The 19,499-nt window shown below is 42.8% G+C and carries 17 protein-coding genes; 9 read left to right on the top strand and 8 right to left on the bottom strand.

Going from position 1 to position 19,499, the window contains the following annotated elements; translation table 11 throughout:
* Positions 1-52: 52 nt before the first annotated feature.
* Entirely contained in the window at positions 53-646 is a 594-nt protein-coding gene (locus AB0756_RS00915; protein WP_038073121.1) for a DUF1517 domain-containing protein, read from the top strand.
* 70 nt (positions 647-716) lie between these two features.
* Positions 717-1,619 carry a hypothetical protein gene (locus AB0756_RS00910; protein ID WP_038073119.1) on the top strand — a complete coding sequence of 301 codons (903 nt, stop codon included), beginning with the start codon at positions 717-719 and terminating at the stop codon, positions 1,617-1,619.
* Between the two features lie 605 nt (positions 1,620-2,224).
* Here AB0756_RS00910 and aroF read toward each other — a convergent pair.
* The 3 genes from aroF to rpsO form a co-directional block, all read right to left on the bottom strand.
* Entirely contained in the window at positions 2,225-3,283 is a 1,059-nt protein-coding gene (gene aroF, locus AB0756_RS00905) for a 3-deoxy-7-phosphoheptulonate synthase (protein ID WP_038073117.1), read from the bottom strand.
* Positions 3,284-3,461: 178 nt separating this feature from the next.
* Entirely contained in the window at positions 3,462-3,932 is a 471-nt protein-coding gene (locus tag AB0756_RS00900) for a PAM68 family protein (protein WP_038073115.1), read from the bottom strand.
* 12 nt (positions 3,933-3,944) lie between these two features.
* Positions 3,945-4,214 (bottom strand): 30S ribosomal protein S15, encoded by a 270-nt coding sequence (gene rpsO / locus AB0756_RS00895; protein ID WP_038073113.1) that lies wholly within the window; start codon positions 4,212-4,214, stop codon positions 3,945-3,947.
* 239 nt (positions 4,215-4,453) lie between these two features.
* Between rpsO and AB0756_RS00890 the strand changes: the two genes are divergently transcribed.
* The 5 genes from AB0756_RS00890 (at position 4,454) to AB0756_RS00870 (ending at position 11,732) form a co-directional block, all read left to right on the top strand.
* The gene (locus AB0756_RS00890) at positions 4,454-6,919 is read left to right on the top strand and encodes a response regulator (protein ID WP_038073111.1); all 2,466 of its coding nucleotides are present in this window, start codon (positions 4,454-4,456) and stop codon (positions 6,917-6,919) included.
* A gap of 152 nt (positions 6,920-7,071) precedes the next feature.
* Complete coding sequence (locus AB0756_RS00885) at positions 7,072-10,245, top strand: response regulator (RefSeq protein ID WP_038073109.1); 3,174 nt, start codon at positions 7,072-7,074, stop codon at positions 10,243-10,245.
* Positions 10,217-10,588, top strand: a complete 372-nt coding sequence (locus tag AB0756_RS00880; RefSeq protein WP_038073107.1) for a response regulator — start codon at positions 10,217-10,219, stop codon at positions 10,586-10,588. The genes AB0756_RS00885 and AB0756_RS00880 overlap by 29 nt, the downstream gene beginning before the upstream one ends.
* 268 nt (positions 10,589-10,856) lie before the next feature.
* A complete protein-coding gene (locus AB0756_RS00875) occupies positions 10,857-11,306 on the top strand; it encodes a hypothetical protein (protein ID WP_038073105.1) in 450 nt (149 codons plus the stop codon).
* 138 nt (positions 11,307-11,444) lie between these two features.
* Positions 11,445-11,732: a Mo-dependent nitrogenase C-terminal domain-containing protein gene (locus tag AB0756_RS00870; RefSeq protein WP_050045508.1), complete on the top strand. Its 288-nt coding sequence runs from the start codon at positions 11,445-11,447 to the stop codon at positions 11,730-11,732.
* On the opposite strand, the gene AB0756_RS00865 is transcribed toward AB0756_RS00870, so the two are convergent.
* The 3 genes from AB0756_RS00865 to AB0756_RS00855 form a co-directional block, all read right to left on the bottom strand.
* Positions 11,729-13,411, bottom strand: a complete 1,683-nt coding sequence (locus AB0756_RS00865; RefSeq protein ID WP_038073103.1) for an alpha-amylase family glycosyl hydrolase — start codon at positions 13,409-13,411, stop codon at positions 11,729-11,731. The two genes, AB0756_RS00870 and AB0756_RS00865, sit on opposite strands and share 4 nt — an antisense overlap.
* A 118-nt stretch (positions 13,412-13,529) precedes the next feature.
* Positions 13,530-14,384 (bottom strand): cyanophycinase, encoded by an 855-nt coding sequence (locus AB0756_RS00860; RefSeq protein WP_038073102.1) that lies wholly within the window; start codon positions 14,382-14,384, stop codon positions 13,530-13,532.
* 313 nt (positions 14,385-14,697) lie between these two features.
* On the bottom strand, positions 14,698-15,048 hold the full coding sequence (locus tag AB0756_RS00855; RefSeq protein WP_137986200.1) for a hypothetical protein: 351 nt from the start codon (positions 15,046-15,048) through the stop codon (positions 14,698-14,700).
* Positions 15,049-15,181: 133 nt separating this feature from the next.
* On the opposite strand from AB0756_RS00855, the gene AB0756_RS00850 reads away from it, so the two are divergent.
* Positions 15,182-15,745, top strand: a complete 564-nt coding sequence (locus AB0756_RS00850; RefSeq protein ID WP_038073097.1) for a tetratricopeptide repeat protein — start codon at positions 15,182-15,184, stop codon at positions 15,743-15,745.
* 202 nt (positions 15,746-15,947) lie between these two features.
* Here AB0756_RS00850 and AB0756_RS00845 read toward each other — a convergent pair whose 3' ends face one another.
* On the bottom strand, positions 15,948-16,163 hold the full coding sequence (locus AB0756_RS00845; RefSeq protein ID WP_038073094.1) for a hypothetical protein: 216 nt from the start codon (positions 16,161-16,163) through the stop codon (positions 15,948-15,950).
* Positions 16,164-16,579: 416 nt separating this feature from the next.
* Here AB0756_RS00845 and AB0756_RS00840 point away from each other — a divergent pair, with 416 nt between their 5' ends.
* Positions 16,580-18,490 (top strand): ATP-binding protein, encoded by a 1,911-nt coding sequence (locus AB0756_RS00840; protein ID WP_038073194.1) that lies wholly within the window; start codon positions 16,580-16,582, stop codon positions 18,488-18,490.
* Positions 18,491-18,600: 110 nt separating this feature from the next.
* Here the strand turns inward: AB0756_RS00840 and AB0756_RS00835 are convergent, their stop codons facing one another.
* The gene (locus tag AB0756_RS00835) at positions 18,601-19,473 is read right to left on the bottom strand and encodes a DUF2382 domain-containing protein (RefSeq protein WP_050045507.1); all 873 of its coding nucleotides are present in this window, start codon (positions 19,471-19,473) and stop codon (positions 18,601-18,603) included.
* Positions 19,474-19,499: the final 26 nt, after the last annotated feature.

Raw genomic sequence — 19,499 nt, 5'->3', positions numbered from 1 at the left:
TTGGTCTTCTAACCACTAACCACTAACCATTAACCACTATCAGGAGAAAAAAATGCGAGATACATTTAATAAAATGATGGGTCGAACTCGCTACGTCGTCTGTCGCATTATGTTACATTTAGGCGGGTCTGACGTAGCACCTATTATGGGGATTTTAAATCGCGCTGCTAGGGAAGCAGTAGATGGTGATGGTGACATGGAAGTCTTGGGGGAAGGGCTCGTAGAAGTTTCTCAGTCCCTTTTACAGTACGATGAGTACTGGCAATCAGCCGCGAATCAAGGCGACGTCTTTTGGAGTGAAGGAGAGGCTGGAGATTACGTAAATGAACTTTTTACTGACTCAGCTCAACGTTATTTGAGCGAACCCGATTATAGTGATGACTTTAGGGACAATCAACCGCTATCTCTCCCTGTTACCAGCAATGTCGTTGTCATGATTACGGTAGCATATGAGGGTGAAGTTCCAGATTTAGAAACTGACCTGGCGAATATACAAGCGCTTAAAGAGGGCTTGAAAGCGTTGATCAATTTGCATTACAAACATAAATTACGGGCTATTCAGGTACATTTCTCGCCAGCCCGGTTAGGAGATGAATTGACTGGTGACCAACTTCTACAATATTACCCAGAGTTGATACCCCTGTAGTTTTGGATCGGTCGTCCACACCTACCACATAATCGAGAAATTGTTAAGCTCAGGATAGGAAAATCATCATATGATCATGACAGTCTTGCGTAGGTTCACCGTTGTTTTTTTAGCCTTGAGTTTGTGCTTGACAACCGTTGCTTGCGGCGGTGGTGGAAACCAAGCTACAACACCGGGTGATAACAATCAAACTAGTCGAACAGTATCTAATACATCCAATAATAAATTGGCAGATGGTCAGTATCCCGTACAGCAAGCTGAGTACAATGATGCTGATGGGGAGTACACGTTGTTTCTGTTAAACGCTACACCCCCCAACTTTAAAACAGAAAATTTACAAATGGCAAGGTTGACTGATGACCAAATCAAGCAAGGTCAAAAAACCTACTTGAAGGTAGAAAACGGTCAGCCAGCATTGTACCTGACAGAAGATTTCAAAATCGAATACGTTCACAACGTTACCGAGACGAAGACTAACCCTCAAACCGGTCAACAAGAAACAGTTGTCGTTCGTCGAGAAAACAGTTTTTGGGCTCCTTTTGCTGGAGCAGCCGCAGGGAGTCTAGCAGGTCAGGCTATTGGTAGTCTTCTCTTTAGACCGCAATATTACGTTCCTCCTGCTTATCAGCCCGGTGGAGTCATTTACGGTTATGGTGGATACGGCAGAAGCTATACTGACGCAGTTCAAAGTTATCGCACTCGCTACAATGCACCGCCTGCTGTAGAGAGAAATAGAACTGCTTTCCGTACAACAGGAACTTTGAGACGAAGCTATCCTGGTAGCAGTACAACAACACGTACTGCACCACGTACTGTTCCTGGTAATCGCGCTACCGGTTCGGGTTATGGTGGTAGCACTCTTAGACCTTCTGGCTCTAGCACCTATCGGCGCAGCCCTGGTGGTAGCAGCTTTGGTAGTGGTGGTGCTAGTCGTTCGAGACCGCGTGCTGGTTTTGGTAGCAGAAGGCGCTAAATAAGCAAATAAAACTATTTTGTTTTTCGTTCTCAGGCTGAGGCTTGGGAATGCAATCCTTGAGGTTCTACCTCAAAGTAGGTAAATTAGATAGAGCGAAAGCCCACTAACATCAAATGGTGGGCTTTCGCTTTAAGCTGTCATGCATAGAATTTGCAGATTCTTCTTAGACCAATACGGTTCAGATAAGACTCGCTCCCCCATAGCCCCCCCCAATGAATTGGCTGCGGTGGTGTACACAAGTCTCCTAAAGTGCCTTCTGGCAGTTTCGATCCCCCCTAGCCCCCCTTAAAAAGGGGGGAAACTGCTTCAAGTTCCCCAATTTATCGGAGGATTGAGGGGGGTCTCTAAAGATGTGTACACAACCGTAGGATCAATTGGGGGGATCTTCAAGGATTAAATATTGTTAACTGAACCGCATTAAAATTGGAATTCAAGTAGCAATTTGCATCTTTATCCCCTATAGTCTGAGCGTTTCTGCGGTTAAGTAGTAATTTATTTAACTGCAAAAACACGGAGTATTCAAAGGCAAGAGATGAAAGAACTACTGAAGGTAAAGGCTGGGAACGAGACTCAAGCTGGTGAGCGATCGCTCTTAACAAAACTTAAGCTACGATCGCAGTTGGTTTGGGCCAGCGACCAAAAGCTTTACCCACGACTGCCAATTCTTGCATCAGGCGGTCAAAACGCTCTGGTGTCAGAGACTGCGGACCGTCGGATAGAGCTTTTGCAGGATTGGGGTGAACTTCTATCATTAAAGAGTCACATCCAGCGGCGATCGATGCCATTGCCATTGATGGTACGTATGCAGCCCAACCCGTACCGTGGCTGGGATCGATCATAATTGGTAAGTGAGTGAGATTTCGCAGAACTGGTACTGCAGATAAATCCACAGTATTGCGAGTGTACTGGCGATCGAAAGTCCGAATTCCCCGTTCGCACAAAATAACATTTGGATTGCCCGCAGCTAAAATGTATTCAGCTGCCATCAACCAATCTTCAATAGTTGCAGCCATTCCGCGCTTGAGAAGAACTGGTTTTGGTTGTGCGCCTACTTTTTTCAGTAGAGAGAAGTTTTGCATATTTCTCGCGCCTACTTGCACGACGTCCGCGATTTCTGCTACTACATCCAACTCAGCTGCATCCATCACTTCTGTAATAATGCCCAGCCCCGAGACTTCTCGTGCTTTTGCTAGTAATTCCAAAGCACTCTCGCCGTGTCCTTGGAAAGCGTAGGGTGAAGTTCGAGGTTTGTACGCGCCACCACGGAGAAATTGAGCACCAGATGCGCTCACTCTGCGTGCAGTCTCCACGATCATTTCTTCATTTTCTACCGAACAAGGACCAGCCACAACCACTACGGGGTGATGTTCGCCAAAGGTCACCGGTCCGTTGGGAGTATTGACAACGATCTCAGATGCTTCTCCATGACGATATTGACGGCTAGCCCGTTTAAAGGGCTGTTCTACCCGCAAAACTTGCTCAATCCAAGGGCTTACTTCTTGAATCTGCAACGGATCTAAGTCAGCAGTGTCACCGACAAGACCAATAACTACCTTGTGTTTACCAACGATTTTTTCTGGTGTCAGCCCCCACGTGCCTAGTTCCTCACTCAAACGGTCTACTTCCGCCTCAGGGGAACCAACCTTCATGACTATAATCATGCCAATCTTCCTGCTTAGATGTGATGAGATGCTTCTTAGAAAACGATATACCGTCAGTGACTGATTACTATAAACCTTTAGCAAAAGTTTTGAAAATAGGAACTAGGGAATTGGGATCGGGAATTGGGGAATGGGTATTGCGTACTGCTTATTTCCCGATCCCCAAGCCCTTATGCCCTCAAGTATTTTTTTGCTGAGTTTCGCGCCAAACTGTTACCATCCGTCCCCAGTTGGTTTTGAACTCATTCAAACCTAGTAAACCGCCGGCTCTCTCTTCATCCCAAGAGGCTGAGAGAATACCATAAGTGAGTCCCACTACTCCCAATCCAAAAAATCCCATATTCACAAGTAATACGGCGACGGGAGGCAGTTTAATGCCAGCATAAGTTAAGAGTAGATAGCTGACAACAAGAGTACTAATTCCTAAAGCAGTTGGAATGCCACAAAAGCCAGCCACTCTGCGAATCATCCGTTGGCTGACAATTTGGGGAATTGCCATTTCTTCTTTGGTAAAAGGAGCCTTTTTAGTGTCCTTTGCCTTCGTTTCTTGCTTGGTTACTACTGGCTGTTCGCTTTTTTCTTTTGCGGGCTTGCGGCGCTTTTTGTTTGGTTCAAAGGGCAAGCGATTGTGTTCGGATTCAGCAGGCATAAGCGGTTATCTCTATCCACGAATACCGAGACGCCCGATGAGAGCTAGGTAATGATCCCGGCTACCTTGTTGAACATAAGCAAGAAGGCGCTTGCGTTGACCGATCAATTTTAACAATCCCCGACGGGATGAATGGTCTTTCTTGTTGGATTGGAGATGTTCGCTGAGACGGTTAATTCTCTCTGTCAGCATTGCGATTTGAACATCAGCAGAACCTGTATCAGTTTCGTGAACTTGATAGTTAGAGATAATTTCTTGTTTGCGCTGTTGCTTTAATGCCATAATTCAACTTAGTTTTAGATTTTTGCAGCAGTTTTTCATAATATCACAGATGTTCCCTATCAGGTATCACCAGCAATTGCTAAATGATAACTGCTCAATGAGTGTTGAGTTTTACAAAGCACCCAGAAAACTTTAACACAACTTAAGATAGGCTTATGGTGTTACGTGTGGCAAGTTGGTGTTTGATTTAGATTCATTTTAGCAGTCAATTTTTATAGAGTGCGGATACGCACATAGCTATGAGAATTCTTGTCGTAGAAGATGATGATTTAATTGCTAAACCCCTTGTCCAAGCTCTATCGGAGCAACATTATGCTGTCGATATTGCTAGCGATGGTGAGGCAGGTTGGGAGTTTGTAGAAGCTTTTGCTTACGACTTGATCGTATTGGATGTTGGTTTGCCAAAGTTGGATGGCATTAGTCTGTGTCGGCGAATCCGATCGCGTGGCATTCACTCACCCATTATTTTGTTGACTGCTCAAGATAGCAGTACGCATAAAGTCGCTGGTTTGGATGCTGGAGCCGACGATTATATCACAAAGCCTTTTGATTTGCAAGAATTGCTAGCTCGTATTCGTGCTTCAATGCGACGGGGAGGTTTGGCTTTACCTCCAGAATTACAGTGGGAGAATCTCAAGCTAGACCCCAGTATATGTGAGGTTAAATATAACAACAAAACGCTCCACCTAACGCCAAAAGAGTACAGCTTACTCGAACTGTTTCTCCGCAATCCCCACCGCATATTTAATTGTGGTGCAATCATAGATCACCTGTGGTCATTTGAAGAACCACCAGGAGAGGATACGGTGAGAACTCATCTCAAGGGATTGCGAATGAAGCTCAAGAAAGCAGGTTTGGCAACCGATCCTATTGAAACAGTGTACGGTATTGGTTATCGTTTGAAAGCCCTAGAGGAAATTAAGAAACAAGGAGATAGGGGAAGCAAAAAGAAGGGGAGAGGAGGAGACCAGAAAAAGGGGGGACAAGAAAGCGAAAATTTACTCCCCACCTCCCCCAATCCGCCCATCTCCCTATCGCCCCAGCCTCCGAGTCCCACTCCCCAAGACCTGAAGTACCAAACTCAAAGAATCATTGCAAACGCTTGGGAAAAAGCTAAAGAAAAGATAGGCGATCGCATTACAGTCATAGAACAAGCCACCACAGCCCTGTTTGAGAATGTACTGAATGAGGAATTACGCTTGCAAGCACGTTCTGAGGCTCACAAGCTAGCTGGTTCTCTGGGGATGTTTGGTTTTGAATTTGGGTCACGCGTAGCCAGACAAATCGAAGAATTACTAGAAGTTGAGGTGCGACTGATTGGGGAACAAAAGTTGCAGCTGTCGGAACTCGTTGTATCGCTGCGTCGGGAGTTACAACTGACAAACGCTAAAGAGCAAGTTGAGGAATCATCAGTTGATGGTCGTCCTTTGGTGCTGTTAGTGGGATTGGAAAAACCACTAGACGATGAGTTGGTTAGGTCAGCCGATACTTGGAATGTACAAACATTTATAGTGTCCAAGCCGGGACTTGTAAAAAAACATTTCACCTCTCGACGTCCCGATGCAGTGGTATTAAATTTACAAGGTACCATGACTGACGAAGGTTTGGAGTTGCTAGCAGAATTAAACTGTTCTGCACCTCCGGTACCCGTTTTGGTGCTGACCGATCGCGATAGTTTACTCGATCGCGTGAAAATAGCCCGCTTGGGCGGACAGGGTTTTTTACAAAAACCAGTAGCATCGGCTATGGTATTGGAGACCATCGCAAATTTGATCCAACGCAATCGTCAAGCAACAGCGAAAGTCTTGTTTGTTGATGACGATCCGCTCATCTTAAATGCGATGTGTAGTTTGTTACAGCCTTGGGGATTAAAAGTTTCTACCTTAGAAAATCCTTTAGAATTTTGGGACACCTTAGAAGCCACAGCCCCAGATTTGTTGGTTTTGGATGTAGAAATGCCCCAAATGAGTGGAATTGAACTGTGTCAGGTTGTCCGAAACGATCCTCACTATTGTGGCTTACCCGTGTTATTTCTTACATCTCATACAGATGCGGAAACGATGCGTCGCGTGTTTGCTGTGGGTGCAGATGATTACGTATGCAAACCTATTGTTGGTCCAGAACTGGTGACGCGCATCCTCAACCGTCTGGAACGCTCGCGTCTTTTAAAAAACATGGCAGAAACGGATGCTTTAACGGGAGTCGCCAATCGCCGTCAATCAACTTACGAACTCAACGAGTTAATGAACTTATCGAGCCGTCACCATCAGCCTTTCTGTTTTGCTGTTCTTAAAGTAGACCGCCTCGCGCAAATCAATCAACAGTACGGTCATGCGATTGGAGATGAAGTTTTATCGCGATTGGGAAGAATTTTGCGCCGCGTATTTCAAAGTGATGTTGTTTGTCGTTGGGGAGGTGCGGAGTTCGTTGTTGGAATGTATGGAATGACACAAAAAGATGGGTGGCAGCGATTGGAGGAAGTCGCGGAAAATATCACTCAAGAAAATTTTATCGCTCCTGATGGGAGCCGTTTTCAGGTAACCTTTAGTGCAGGAGTAGCTCAGTATCCAAAACAAGGTGCTGACTTACAAGTCCTCTATCAAGCTGCCTTAGCAAGATGCGATCGCCCGTTCGCGTCCCAGAGAGCTTTTACTCGCGTCCGTGAAGCAGAACTGCGTGGGGATGCTGAAGGTGTCCGCGCATAGGACAGTCTCTTCTTTCCAAAATAGCCAAATCCAGTGTGAAACCTATAATGCTTGTGAATAGTAGGGAAGCCAATGAATTGCTTTAGTTTCCACAGCTAAAGCTGCCACCACTTGACAAAAAATAGTATAAAAAATTATAGGAAAATTGAGCGATGACTAATGGCAAAAATTTGTGGATTCCGATAATTGTAGGCACCAGCATTATAGTTCTCAATTTATTATTTTGGCAGGAGTTAATTCATCAAGAAAACGCATATGTAAAGAGGAATACTGAATTAGCTACAGCAAGCATCAGCCACGAGATCCAAGCCGAGCTCCAAGCACGAACCTTGGGATTGGTTCGCATGGCTAGGCGATGGGAACATGAAGGTGGAACTACCAAACCACAGTGGGAAGCGGACGCTTTAAACTATTACCGAGACTATCCCGGCTTTCAAGCACTCGAATGGGTAGATAAATCAAATTATGTCCGTTGGATTATTCCTTTAGCAGGAAATGAGGCAGCACAGAATTTTAATTTAACATTTGAGGAACGTCGCCGAACTGCTTTGGAAAAAGCAAGGAAAAACCAAAAAGTCACAATGACTCGTGTTGTCACCCTGGCTCAAGGCGGTAAAGGTTTTTTGATATCTGTACCCCTGTTTCCCAAAAATCAATTTGGTGGTTTTATTGTCGCGAGTTTTCGCACCCAAACTTTGTTAGATGCTATTTTAGGAAAAAATTTGCGGCAAAAATATGCGATCGCTATTTTTGATGGAAACGACAAAATTTATACAAACCAAGAACATCTGAGTCACAAGATTCCCGCTCAACAGCAACACTATACAGAAATTAATCTCAATGGTGTAACTTGGAATATAAAAGTTTTACCTACGCCAGAGACTACAGCTACAGAACGTTCTCCCCTTCCCAACGTCGTACTTGGTGGAGGTACATCAGTGGCTGTATTATTAGCGTGGGGAGTTTATCTCACCCAACAATCACGACGGCAAACACAGCACGTGAAAGCGATCAATCGTGAATTAGCGAGTAAAATTGCCGAAAGCCAGCAAGCAGAACGGGTGTTGCAAGAGTATACACAAGAAGTTGAAGATTTATACAATAATGCACCTTGCGGTTATCACTCTTTAGATAAAAACGGTACTTTTGTCCGTATTAACGATACCGAATTGAATTGGTTGGGATATACACGAGACGAAGTTGTTGGGAAAAAGAAATTTGCTGATGTTATTACAGCCTCAAGCTTGCCAACATTCCAAAAATCATTTGCACTTTTTCAACAGCAAGGCTCGATAAGTGACTTAGAATTTCAGATGCTTCGCAAGGATGGTACCATTTTACCCGTAGTTTTGAGTGCTACCGCCATCCAAGATGCAGTCGGAAACTTCCTCATGACGCGGAGTACAGTTTTCGATATTACTGTACGCAAACAAGCGGAAACAGAACTACGCAATCTCGGTACCGCTTTAGAAAGCGCTGTAGAAGGAATTTCCCAGTTTAATCCTGAAAGACGATACACCTACGTCAACCAAGCCTATGCCAGTATGGTAGGCTATCAACCCCAGGAAATACTGGGTATGGAATGGCAACAAACCGTGCATTCAGAAGACCAAGAAAAGGTCACGATCGCATACCAGAAAATGTTAGAAGATGGCAAAGCAGAAGTTGAAGCCAGAGGAGTCCGTCAAGATGGTTCGGTGTTTGATATGCAACTCGTTATGATTAAAGCTTGGGATCGGCACGAGAACTATCAAGGATATTACTGCTTTGTTAAAGATATCAGTCACCGTCGCGAGATTGAACGACTCAAAGATGAATTTGTCTCAGTTGTCAGTCACGAATTGAGAACCCCTCTGACCTCAATTCGCGGTTCTTTGGGTTTAGTCGCCAGTGGTGTCCTGAGCAGCCAACCCGAAAAAGCTCAACGAATGCTGGAAATCGCCGTCAATAACACTGACCGTTTAATTCGACTGATTAACGATATCCTTGATATTGAACGCATCGAATCAGGCAAAGTCACAATGACCAAACAAATCTGTGATGTGACCAGCTTGATGCAGCAATCAGTAGAAGAAATGCAGTCCATGACAGACAAAGCAGGAGTCACCCTCTCCGTGTCCCCCCAGTCGGCAAAGTTGTGGGCAGATCCTGACCGAATTGTACAAACTTTCACCAACTTACTCAGCAACGCCGTTAAATTTTCACCCCCGAGTAGCACTATTTGGTTTAGTGCCGAAATCCAAGAAGCCCCCACGCCCCTTGTCCTCTTCACTATCCGCGATCGAGGAAGAGGGATACCTGCTGATAAAATAGAAACCATTTTTGGACGGTTTCAACAGGTAGACGCTTCTGACTCACGTAAAAAAGGTGGTACTGGTTTGGGTCTTGCCATTTGCCGCAGTATCATACAGTGTCATGATGGGCACATTTGGGCAGAAAGTACTGTAGGGGAGGGCAGCACTTTTTACATCTCATTACCTTTGTATCGACAGGAAGAGCCAGTAATTCCATCCGTTCCATTAGACATTGATGATGGTCCACTGATATTGGTGTGCGATGACGATCCCTCAGTCCGGTCTGTCATGAGAGCTATGTTAGAACAACGAGGCTATCAAACGATATGTGCGGCTTCCGGACAAGAAGCAGTAGATCTGGCAATCAAACAGCAGCCAGATGTGATTTTTCTCAACCTCATGATGCCCGGTATGCACGGTTGGGAAACTTTAGGGGTATTAAAGCAGCAACCCCAGACTAAAGACATTCCTGCGATTGTTCTTAGCGGTTTAATGCCAGATGCCAGAAGTGTTCCCCATCCAGATGTCACTGAGTGGATTGTGAAACCTCCAGATGAAAAGTTATTATTTCAAGCGTTGGAAAGAGCACTCGCGGGAGAAAAAAGCCAGAGTTTGAAAGTACTCATTGTAGAAGATGATACAGATTTGGCACAAGTGTTGATTGCCATGTTTGAGCGTTACGGAGTGGAAACCTACCATGCCAAAACAGGACGAGAAGCCCTGCGTTTAAGCCAGCGTCTTGTTCCCGATTTACTGGTATTAGACCTAGCATTGCCGGAGGTAGATGGCTTTGCCGTGGTAGATTGGCTGCGGCACCACAGACGTTTGTGTACTGTTCCTTTGGTAGTTTATTGTGCTAAAGACCTCGATAACTGTGACCGAGAACGATTGAAACTGGGACAAACTCTCTTTTTTACTAAAGGACGCGTCACACCAGAAGAATTTGAAGAACATATAGTTAATTTATTAAATGGAATTATTCCAACAATTAAAGGGGATAACAGTGACAGCCAAACGCATTCTTATTATTGACGATGAAGAAGATATTAGAGAAGTCGCCCAACTTACCTTAGAGTCAGTAGGGGGTTGGGAAGTTTTTACAGCTGAATCGGGTATCGAAGGGCTGAAGTTAGCTGAAATTGAAAAACCAGATGCTATTCTATTGGATGTCATGATGCCAGATATGGACGGAATAGCAACTTTTCAGGAACTACAGGCCAATCCGGCGACTCAGAGCATTCCCGTAATTCTACTGACAGCAAAAGTGCAATCATCCGACCAGCGACGATTCGCAGAACTTGGTGTTCAAGGGCTAATTGCCAAACCGTTCAATCCCATGATGTTAAACGACCAACTGACACAGCTTCTGGGTTAGTGCTAGATGTTGCAAAAATTTTTTCCTCTCCACAGGTTCTTCATTTTTGGACTCTAACTTAAATATCAGGTGACCTCGGTTTGGAAATGGAGACTGCAATGAATTTAATTAACAGATTGACGCGTAGAGGTTGTTAGTTGTTAGTTGTTAGTTAATTGCTACTATTAACCACTAAGAACTACTCATGATTGACCAAGAACTAAATAAATTTGTTAATTATTCATTTGCAGTTTTTTTTAACACTTAACTTTGAAAAAGGATATGATAAATGTACGAGCAAGACTTCGAGAGGGAATATCAAGAATTTAACGCTGCTGTCAATTTGTTTGTCAATATTTTAAAGTTTAAAGACAGAGATCTAGTGGAAACCTGCGAACAAGTTTTGATGAACCTTATGGGTTCTAAATATACACAAAATATCATGAATGCAGCTTTGTTTCAACTAGCACAGAGTGCTCCTGATACTTGTCAGTGGATTTGGCAAAATTTTCCTTACCTTGATGCTTGTATTACTTTAAAAGAGTATGTAGTCATGCTCGCCGTACAAAAGTTAACCAGTCAAGGTTTTGTTTTAGGTCAAGATTTTAGTGCTACAGCTGATGGCGAACTGTTAGTTAATCAGAATGCACGTGCTGTCTTGATGCAAAGTATTTCTGATGCAGATCGTGTTTTTGTGACAGAAATTTTAGACGCAGCCCAACAAGAACCAACTTACTAAACGAGCGCAGCGATAAGCCGAAGGCTTAACGGCTTCAGCCCTAGCACGCTAATGCATGAGGTGGGCATTGCCCACCCAACCACACTACTAACTATTAGCTATTAATTATTAACAACCGATCGCTAACCACTAACCATTATGCTATTAAACAATTCACGTCATTTCGGTTTTCATCCTATTCAATCAATACGCCAATGGCTCGACTCTATAGAAATTAATGACTGTAAAGTTGCTCAACGCCTGTGCAAGACTATTCCAGCCCAGTGTCCCTTTGAACGCAAATTGACACTCTTTAATCGCACCATCTTATATATTCCACCTCTGTGCAAGCTAAATCCTTTCTACGAACAATTAGTCATGCTTCGGTTTAAGTCTTTAGTTTATCTTGCAGATGTATGCGGAGAAGATGTTACCGTATATTGTTAACTGGGCGTAGATTGCTGTACTAAGACTTTTGCTTGATATGCTTCAAGGTTGAGTATAATTTGACGATCGCTAGCTTCAATATTATTACCATCTATCCACTCGTGCCATTTTCCATCACAGGGAAAGTTAGGAACTAGATAATCATCATAATTTTGATCTGAGAAATTTGCAGCAACGACAACACGCTCACCCTGTTCGTTCCAACGAACATATGCCAAAACTTTTGCCTCTCGATTTTCATGGAAAAATTCTATATTGTTATTCTGCAAAGCAGTATTTTGTTTGCGTAAGGCAATCAGTTTTTTATAGTACTCAAATAAATCGCGATTTTGCTCTCTCTCTATCAATGCCCATGCTATCTTTTTAGGTTGATTGACATTTTCACTTTTACGCTTGTGTTCTCCAAACTCTTCACCCATCCACAGCATGGGAATACCCATGGCTGTCATAAGTAGTACAGCTGCTAACTTGGCTCTTTTAAATGCATCTTCATCAAAGATACCGCGATCGCCCAATTCTCTCAATAAGTGTTCGCGATCGTGAGTTGCTAAATAATTTATAACGTTTGTTGCTGCTGCATAACCCTGTCGCCTCGGATCTAAGATCTCCTTCAGCTTGTCTGGTTCAAACATTTCCCCAGTTATATGTGGTAAAACAAAATAGCGGAAACTTTCATGCCAGCAAGAATCCAACGGACCTTCAGGAGTGGTGATTTTACTGGTGTCAGGAATATGTTCGGCTATATTGAAAAATGGTTTGGGTGCTGTATTTTGTTTGGATTGTTGAGCTAGCCAAGTCAGAAATTCATCGTTAGCCAATTGTCGCACAGCATCAAAACGAATTCCATCAATGTGATATTCTTGAACCCAATATTTTACGACATCTCCAACGTACTTCCAAGCGGGCTTAACGTCTAACCGTTCATCGTAGTTGTTATAATTAAACTCCGGTCCCCAGTAGTTACCTGGATCTTCCGGATAATGCATGTGTTCGTAATACCAATAATTTCGGTCAATTAACATCAGAGGACATTCTTCATCCGTATGGTTGTAAATTCCATCCATAAAAACTCGAATCCCTCTACCATGACACTCATCAATAAAGCGCTTTAAATCTTCCGTTGAACCATAGCTAGATTCTGTAGCGAAGTAATGGCGGACTTTGTACCCCCAGCTATAGTCACCCGGATATTCATTCACTGGCATTAATTCGATCGCATTGATTCCCAATTCGCTAAGATAATCTAACTTCTCAATAGCATCTATATATTTTCCACGTTTGTATCGGTCAACTTCACCACCAGTGAAATCCGCAACGTGCATTTCATATATCACTAATTCACAATTGCTAGGTAATGGCGTGCGATCGTGTTGCCAAATATAAGTATCAACAATTTTTTTCCCACCTGCGATCCGAACTATACTAACTTTTCTGTCTTCATCAACATCTGTTGCGTAAGGATCGATAACATCCACCCACCGATCTGGTTCAAATTGCGGGCTCTTTGTTTGTACGCGAAATTTATACTGATATACTCCATCTTTGAGTTCTGCGTGAGTGCGGAAATAACCATCTTCACACTTTTCCATTGGTATCTCTTTCCAGTCGGAGAAAGAACCAATCAGAGCAACACCATTATTGCGGGGAGCAAATAGTTCAAATTTGATTGCACTTGTCATTTAGGACTTGTTATTTAGAAATTGAGAGATGGGGAGATGGAGGAATGGGGATTGGTACAGACAAGGTAGAATTTTCTCCCTTGTCTCCCTGGTCCCCAGTTACCATTTAAAGAATTTTCTAAGCAGCTGGTGTAACAATTGGTGTAGGAGTATTTGTCACGGAGTAATTATCTAGGATAGGCTTGCGAGTTTTTAAGTCAAATTTATATCCGTTTGGTAGGATATGAAGCCTTGCTCCACAAATGGCTAAGGGTTCATCCTTCAAAATCTCACCAACATTGCTGTGCATGACTGATGAGTCATCAACAACTGTGATACAACCTTCTCCAACCACTTCAAATTGGTTATCGGTTACTATAATGGCTGTATTCTCGTCAATCCCAAATCCCAAAACAGCCGGCTGCTGAGCTAAAGCAGCAATTAAACGCCCCAACCGTCCGCGTTGTGAGAAGTGCTGGTCTATAACCACTCCTGGTAAAAAAGCCATCCCAGGACCCATCTCTACAATTTCCATTCGAGGATTTGTTTCTGAGTCACCCTCTACAATCATCACGTCGGGCATAACTGCAGCACCCGCACTAGTTCCGCCTACCACTATTCCTTCGGAGTAACGGTTGTGAATAGCTTTATCAAGATCGGTGTCTTTCAGGACACTCGTGATTCGAGCTTGATCTCCTCCTGTAAAAAATATACCAGTCGCTTCATTAACTGCTTCTAACGCTGTCGATGAAGAAGCATCACTGCGAGTTTCCGTATCAACTATACGAACATTCTCGGCTCCGAGACGTTCAAAGACTCTAATATAATTTTCTCCAACTTCTCTAGGCAGCTCTGTTGCTGCGGTCATAATAACAATTCTGGCTTTTGTACCCCCAGCACGACGAACGAACTCCCGAAGAATTTGACAATCTCCTTCTTTGTCTTCGGCACCTCCAATAATGACTAACTGTCTTTTAATTTCACTAGCTACCATATAGCCACCTCATAAAAGTTATTATTTTTAATAAAACATGGCTATCAATCGTAAGAGAACACCCGTTTGGTAGATTACAATACAAAAAATAAATCTGTATTATTGTAGAGAACAAAGTAGTTTTAATTTTGTAAATCTTTTATTAAGATAAATGAATGCGGCTCTTTCCTGTTCGGCTATATCTGAGCATTACTACTCATTTTTAAAGAACGAATCGCACTTCAGTTCTACTGAGGTAAAATTTGGAATTCGTCTTGAAATTTCTTCTACCGACACTTTAAAAAGAAGAACTTGAGAGCGATCGCCCTAGCTTTTACCCCGGCACTGCAGGTACTTCTCGGAGCAAGTCGGGTTCGTTATGTACAAATGTAATTTGCAATGTCCCTACTAACTGTTTCTCTTTCAGTGCCGAGTCATTAGCAGGTATAAGTTGCTCGAAGCTCTCTTGGCTCAAATGCAAACCTGTCTCTTGCAAAGATGCAGCGAGTTTTTCCAAGTTACCGCTTGGCACCTCAAAGTTGATGCAGATTAAGACGTTCGAGTACAGGTGGAAGTCAGTCACCCAAGCACCTGCTTGGTTAATCGCCTCACTCACACGAGCAGTCATCTGAATCCGTTCTGCTTTAGTAAACCCATCTAGGCGTAGGAATCGTTGCTCAAACACAAGCTAACCTCTGAAGTGAATCAGTTCCATAATAGAGAGTTACGGGAGATCTGTCTTCATCCTGTAAGGTCACCGACTTGGGTGATTATGAAGACAGCACTGGATGGGTAAACTTTATCGAGCGGGTTGAGAAATGACGATCTCTATTCCCTTTGACGTGTCATTTCATTTTGATGATGATTTACGTGAGGTTCCAAACAATCCTACTGAAATGCAACAAGCATTGAAATTTCTGCAATCCCAACTTAAGGATAATGCAATTGAAATAAAGAGCCAAATTCAGCTTCTTGGATTAATTGGTGTTTATTCCCGCATATTGAAAGACTTTGCGGTTGCCCAGCAAGCTCTAACTTCAGCTGTTGAGCTATCAGAATTGGTTGGTTCTAAACAGTTGAGAACTGCGAATATGATTCGGTTAGCTCATGTTTATCAATGGCAGAAGGACTACGCGATTAGCGAGCAATTATTGTATGAAACGATTGCTCTTTGCCAGTGCGATTCTGACTTAACATTCTATCTTGATTTTGCATATCAACATATGGGGAAATGCAAATTTGATCGACACCAGTATGAAGCAGCACGGGGTTTTTTTGAACAAGCCCTGTCTCTTCGCAACAGTAAAGGCGATCGGTCTTCGATCGAGTCAACTCAGTTTGCGCTCGACGCTGTCAATCGTCGTAGTTTAAGCGCAGGTTAACTAGTAGGTAAGTAGGTAAACTGTTGACCGAGAGGGGGCGGGGGGGGAGGGTGGGTTTTTTTGTGAGCTACCCACCAGTAACTGAAGATGAGACAATGCTTTAAAGCTATGTGGAAAAAGATTTTCTTAAAAAGTTTTGAGTTATTACCAATTCGGGTCAGTGGCTGCGCGATCGCCTTCACTTGAGTTTACAGCACTCTCTTTAGGAATTCAGAACCGATCTGTCAATATCAAAAAGCAATTCACACAGAAAAGAGCGAGCCTCTTCTAAAGAAAAGTGTCTGGGCTTTCCCTGAAAAACGATTTGGTATTCGTTACTGTTGGGACCATCTCCGTATCCAGAAATCAGTTTGTGGTGAAAAGCTTCTTCTGCAAGGTGTTGAACTTCATTTCTAAGAACAACTTCTGTATTCATCATAGTCTGTCGTCTCCTATAATTATACAAACAGTGATTTAGCAAGTATAAAAAATACAAAGGGATTGCGACTACTTTCAAAAGTTGTATCTTTTGGCTCGGTCTGGTGAAGGACAAATAACGAACTAGGCTATAGAACTGTAACCTAATTCCTGTTGAGATTTGTTCCCTGTTAGAGTGTTCCTTAGTTCCCTTGTTCAATGATTATGCCTTTAGGATAACTAAAAGTCATTATATTGGAGTTACAATAAGCAGGCATAAGCGTAGCATTTGATCCAAAACTCAAGTGTAACGTGTACGGTGTAGCGCGGCCTGTTGCCATCGCTTCGCAAGTAGTATTCAATTTACAAGATAGTAACTCAGTCTGGAGAAAGCATATATACCTCCAGCTCAGGTGTTTAGCCAAAGGTCTAGAGTCAATGGTTCAAGACAGAGTTGCAGAGCCAATCCGCGTTAACGCAAGAAAGACGGATGCGTTCGATATTTTCAACTTTAAGCATTACGTTGGTCCGAATCCCTATTTAGAAACAGGGGCACTAGTATTTGATTTTACTTTGACTCAATTTACAGAACCTCTGCCTGTAGAGGATTATGTTGCAGTCATTAGCGATCGCTATCCAAATTTGGGTAACGAAACCTACGATTCCCATGCCCATCTGTTTGCACGTACTTTATCAGAAGTTGGAAAGCTACAAATGGATTTACACCTCTTCAGATGGGGTATAAAACCGTATTCCGATTTTACGAGGATTAGCTTGCAGTCATTGCACGAACGCACAACACGGGGTGTTGTTTACTTTGTTTGGGATTGGTTTGAAGCCATAACTCGGGACAAAGAAATTACCTTTGAAGAACAAATTTCAAGCCTTCAAAAGCGGTTTCGGCAATCTGTCTATGGTGGACCAACAGTCTACACTCTACTGCGAACAGCTTTCCATAAAGGTATTCCTGCATTCTACTTGTGGGATGAAGGACTTACTCAGTATGGATATGGCAAGAAACAGGTTCGGGGTATAGCCACAACATTTGATAGCGACAGCCACGTCGATTCCGACTTCACAACCCGTAAAGATGACTGTAAAGCTTTTTTAAGAACTTTGGGATTCCCAGTTCCTAAAGGAGATATTGTTGTAACAGAAAAGGAAGCCCTTGCAGTTGCTAGAGAGATTGGTTATCCAGTAGCAGTGAAGCCAGTCGTCGGTCACAAAGGAATTGGAGTCACCGCAGAAGTGCGAGACGAATACGAACTAGAATCCGCTTTCGATCGCGCACTCAAGGCAATTCCAGAAAACGAATCGACACGTATCATTGTTGAAAAAAGCATTATAGGTGCTGATTTTCGCCTGCTGTGTGTCAATGGTAGATTTGTTGCTGCTACGGAACGTCGTCCTGCATGGGTAGTGGGTGACGGTGACTCAACTATTGAAGAATTAATCCGAGAAGAAAACCGAAAACCCGGACGGTGGGACACTCCAACCTCAGCAATGGCTAAAATTCAGTGTGATGAGGCTATGGAACAGTACCTCGACCAGCAGCGCTTGTCACTTGACAGTGTCCTTGAGAAAGACCGTAAAGTTTATCTTCGTAAAGTTGCTAACCTCTCATCAGGAGGAGTTAGCATTGATGCAACGCGTGAAATTCATCCAGACAATATTATTTTGGCGCAAGACATTGCCCAGCACTTCCGACTCATTTGCTTGGGGATCGATGTGATTGCTCGAAATCTTAACGAATCTTGGAAGTCAGGCGACTTTGCCATTTTAGAAATCAACGCCGCGCCAGGGATTTTGATGCATCTTAACCCTGCTATAGGAGAAAGTGTTGATGTTCCTTCATCTATCCTAGAAACTTTTTATAAGTCAGGGATAGATGCCAGAATACCCATAATTACCTTTAACAACATCTCCGTACAGGAACTTCAAGAAACAATAGACCACATTCTTTTACAACATCCTGACTGGACAATCGGTGCTGTTTGTCGGGAGGGGGTTTTCGTCAATCGTTCGGAAAAAATTCTCAATAAAGATTACAACTCCAACCTCCTAACATTGCTACGCAATCCCAAGCTTGATTTGCTGATTGCTGAGTATAAAGAAGACGTTTTAGAGAAGGAAGGGATGTTCTATTACGGAAGTAATATGGTCGTTCTCGATAACCCCACGGAAACTGAGACGGTACTGACACGGGACGTTTTTGAAGACTCCACTGTGGTTATTAGAAAAGGAGATAATATTTCCATCCGGCGCAAGGGATTGATTGAAGAATACTCTTTGGGAGAACATGAACCGTTTACACGGGTTTATTTGAAGGAAATTGGCACAGTTTTGTAATACGTGCATTACAAAGAGATAACAAAAGTAGAGACATAGCAAGCTATGTCTCTACTGTTAAAGATAACTCCGTTAGGTATAGGCTTTACAACTATAAGTTGTCAATCTCGTTAACTTTTTGAAGTGCGGGAAAACCATTCTTGATAGTTTTTCTGATGTTCTTCGTCCTCTACAACGATAGTGACTCTTACCGCCTTACAGCCATGGTTTCGTTCAAGAGCGATCGCATTTAAAAGCAAACTGGCGATTTTAGGAGAACTAAATTCACCACTGACGGTTAAACTCCCATCAAAACTATCAGTTGAATGCAAGCTATCCGTGTCAGCAAACTCAAAATCAGCTGAGATATCTCCTTGGCTTAAATCTATTTCTGCAAGTTGTTTGCGTTCCGGGCTTACTTGCTCGACAATCAATTTTTCACTCCGAATAGGTACCTGTACCATCCGGGTTTCTACTTGCTTGCGAACGATCACTTCACCAACTTTTCTTTTACTGCGGTCTACAATTACGCGTTCTCCAAGCAACCGCACTATCTCTTCTACAGAAGAGATATTCCCATCATTTGTATTGACTATACTATTTGAAATTACTGAAGTATCTTGTGTATTTCCTGCTAAAGTATTTGAATTATCTTCCATTGTACTAATTTGGCTGTTTTTCTCTAGAGGGTTTTCCAATAATCTTATCTCTGTTTTTTTAACTTTTAAAAAAATACATTTAATTTGAGAGTCAATTTTCTCTACTAACTTACTACTTAGTAAAAAAGTTTGATATTTCTCGTCTGAATTTCTATTTGTATTAACTACAAAACTAATTTGACGATTGACATCAATAATTAAATCTTGCACTTCACCTACTAGCTGATTTTGCCTATCCATAATGGTAAATTTACGCACTTTTTGGCGCAAGCTTTCCAGCAAAGTACTAATTCTGGCAATTTTGCTAGTGTCTTTATTACCTATACCAGGCATTGTCTTATTCATTGTTCTTCTTAATTAGATTAAGAATT

It is taken from the genome of Tolypothrix campylonemoides VB511288_2, assembly GCF_045999855.1.
Taxonomy (GTDB): Bacteria; Cyanobacteriota; Cyanobacteriia; order Cyanobacteriales; family Nostocaceae; genus Scytonema; species Scytonema bouteillei_A.
Note: the sequence above shows the minus strand (reverse complement) of the source record. Positions and strands in the feature narration are given on the sequence as shown.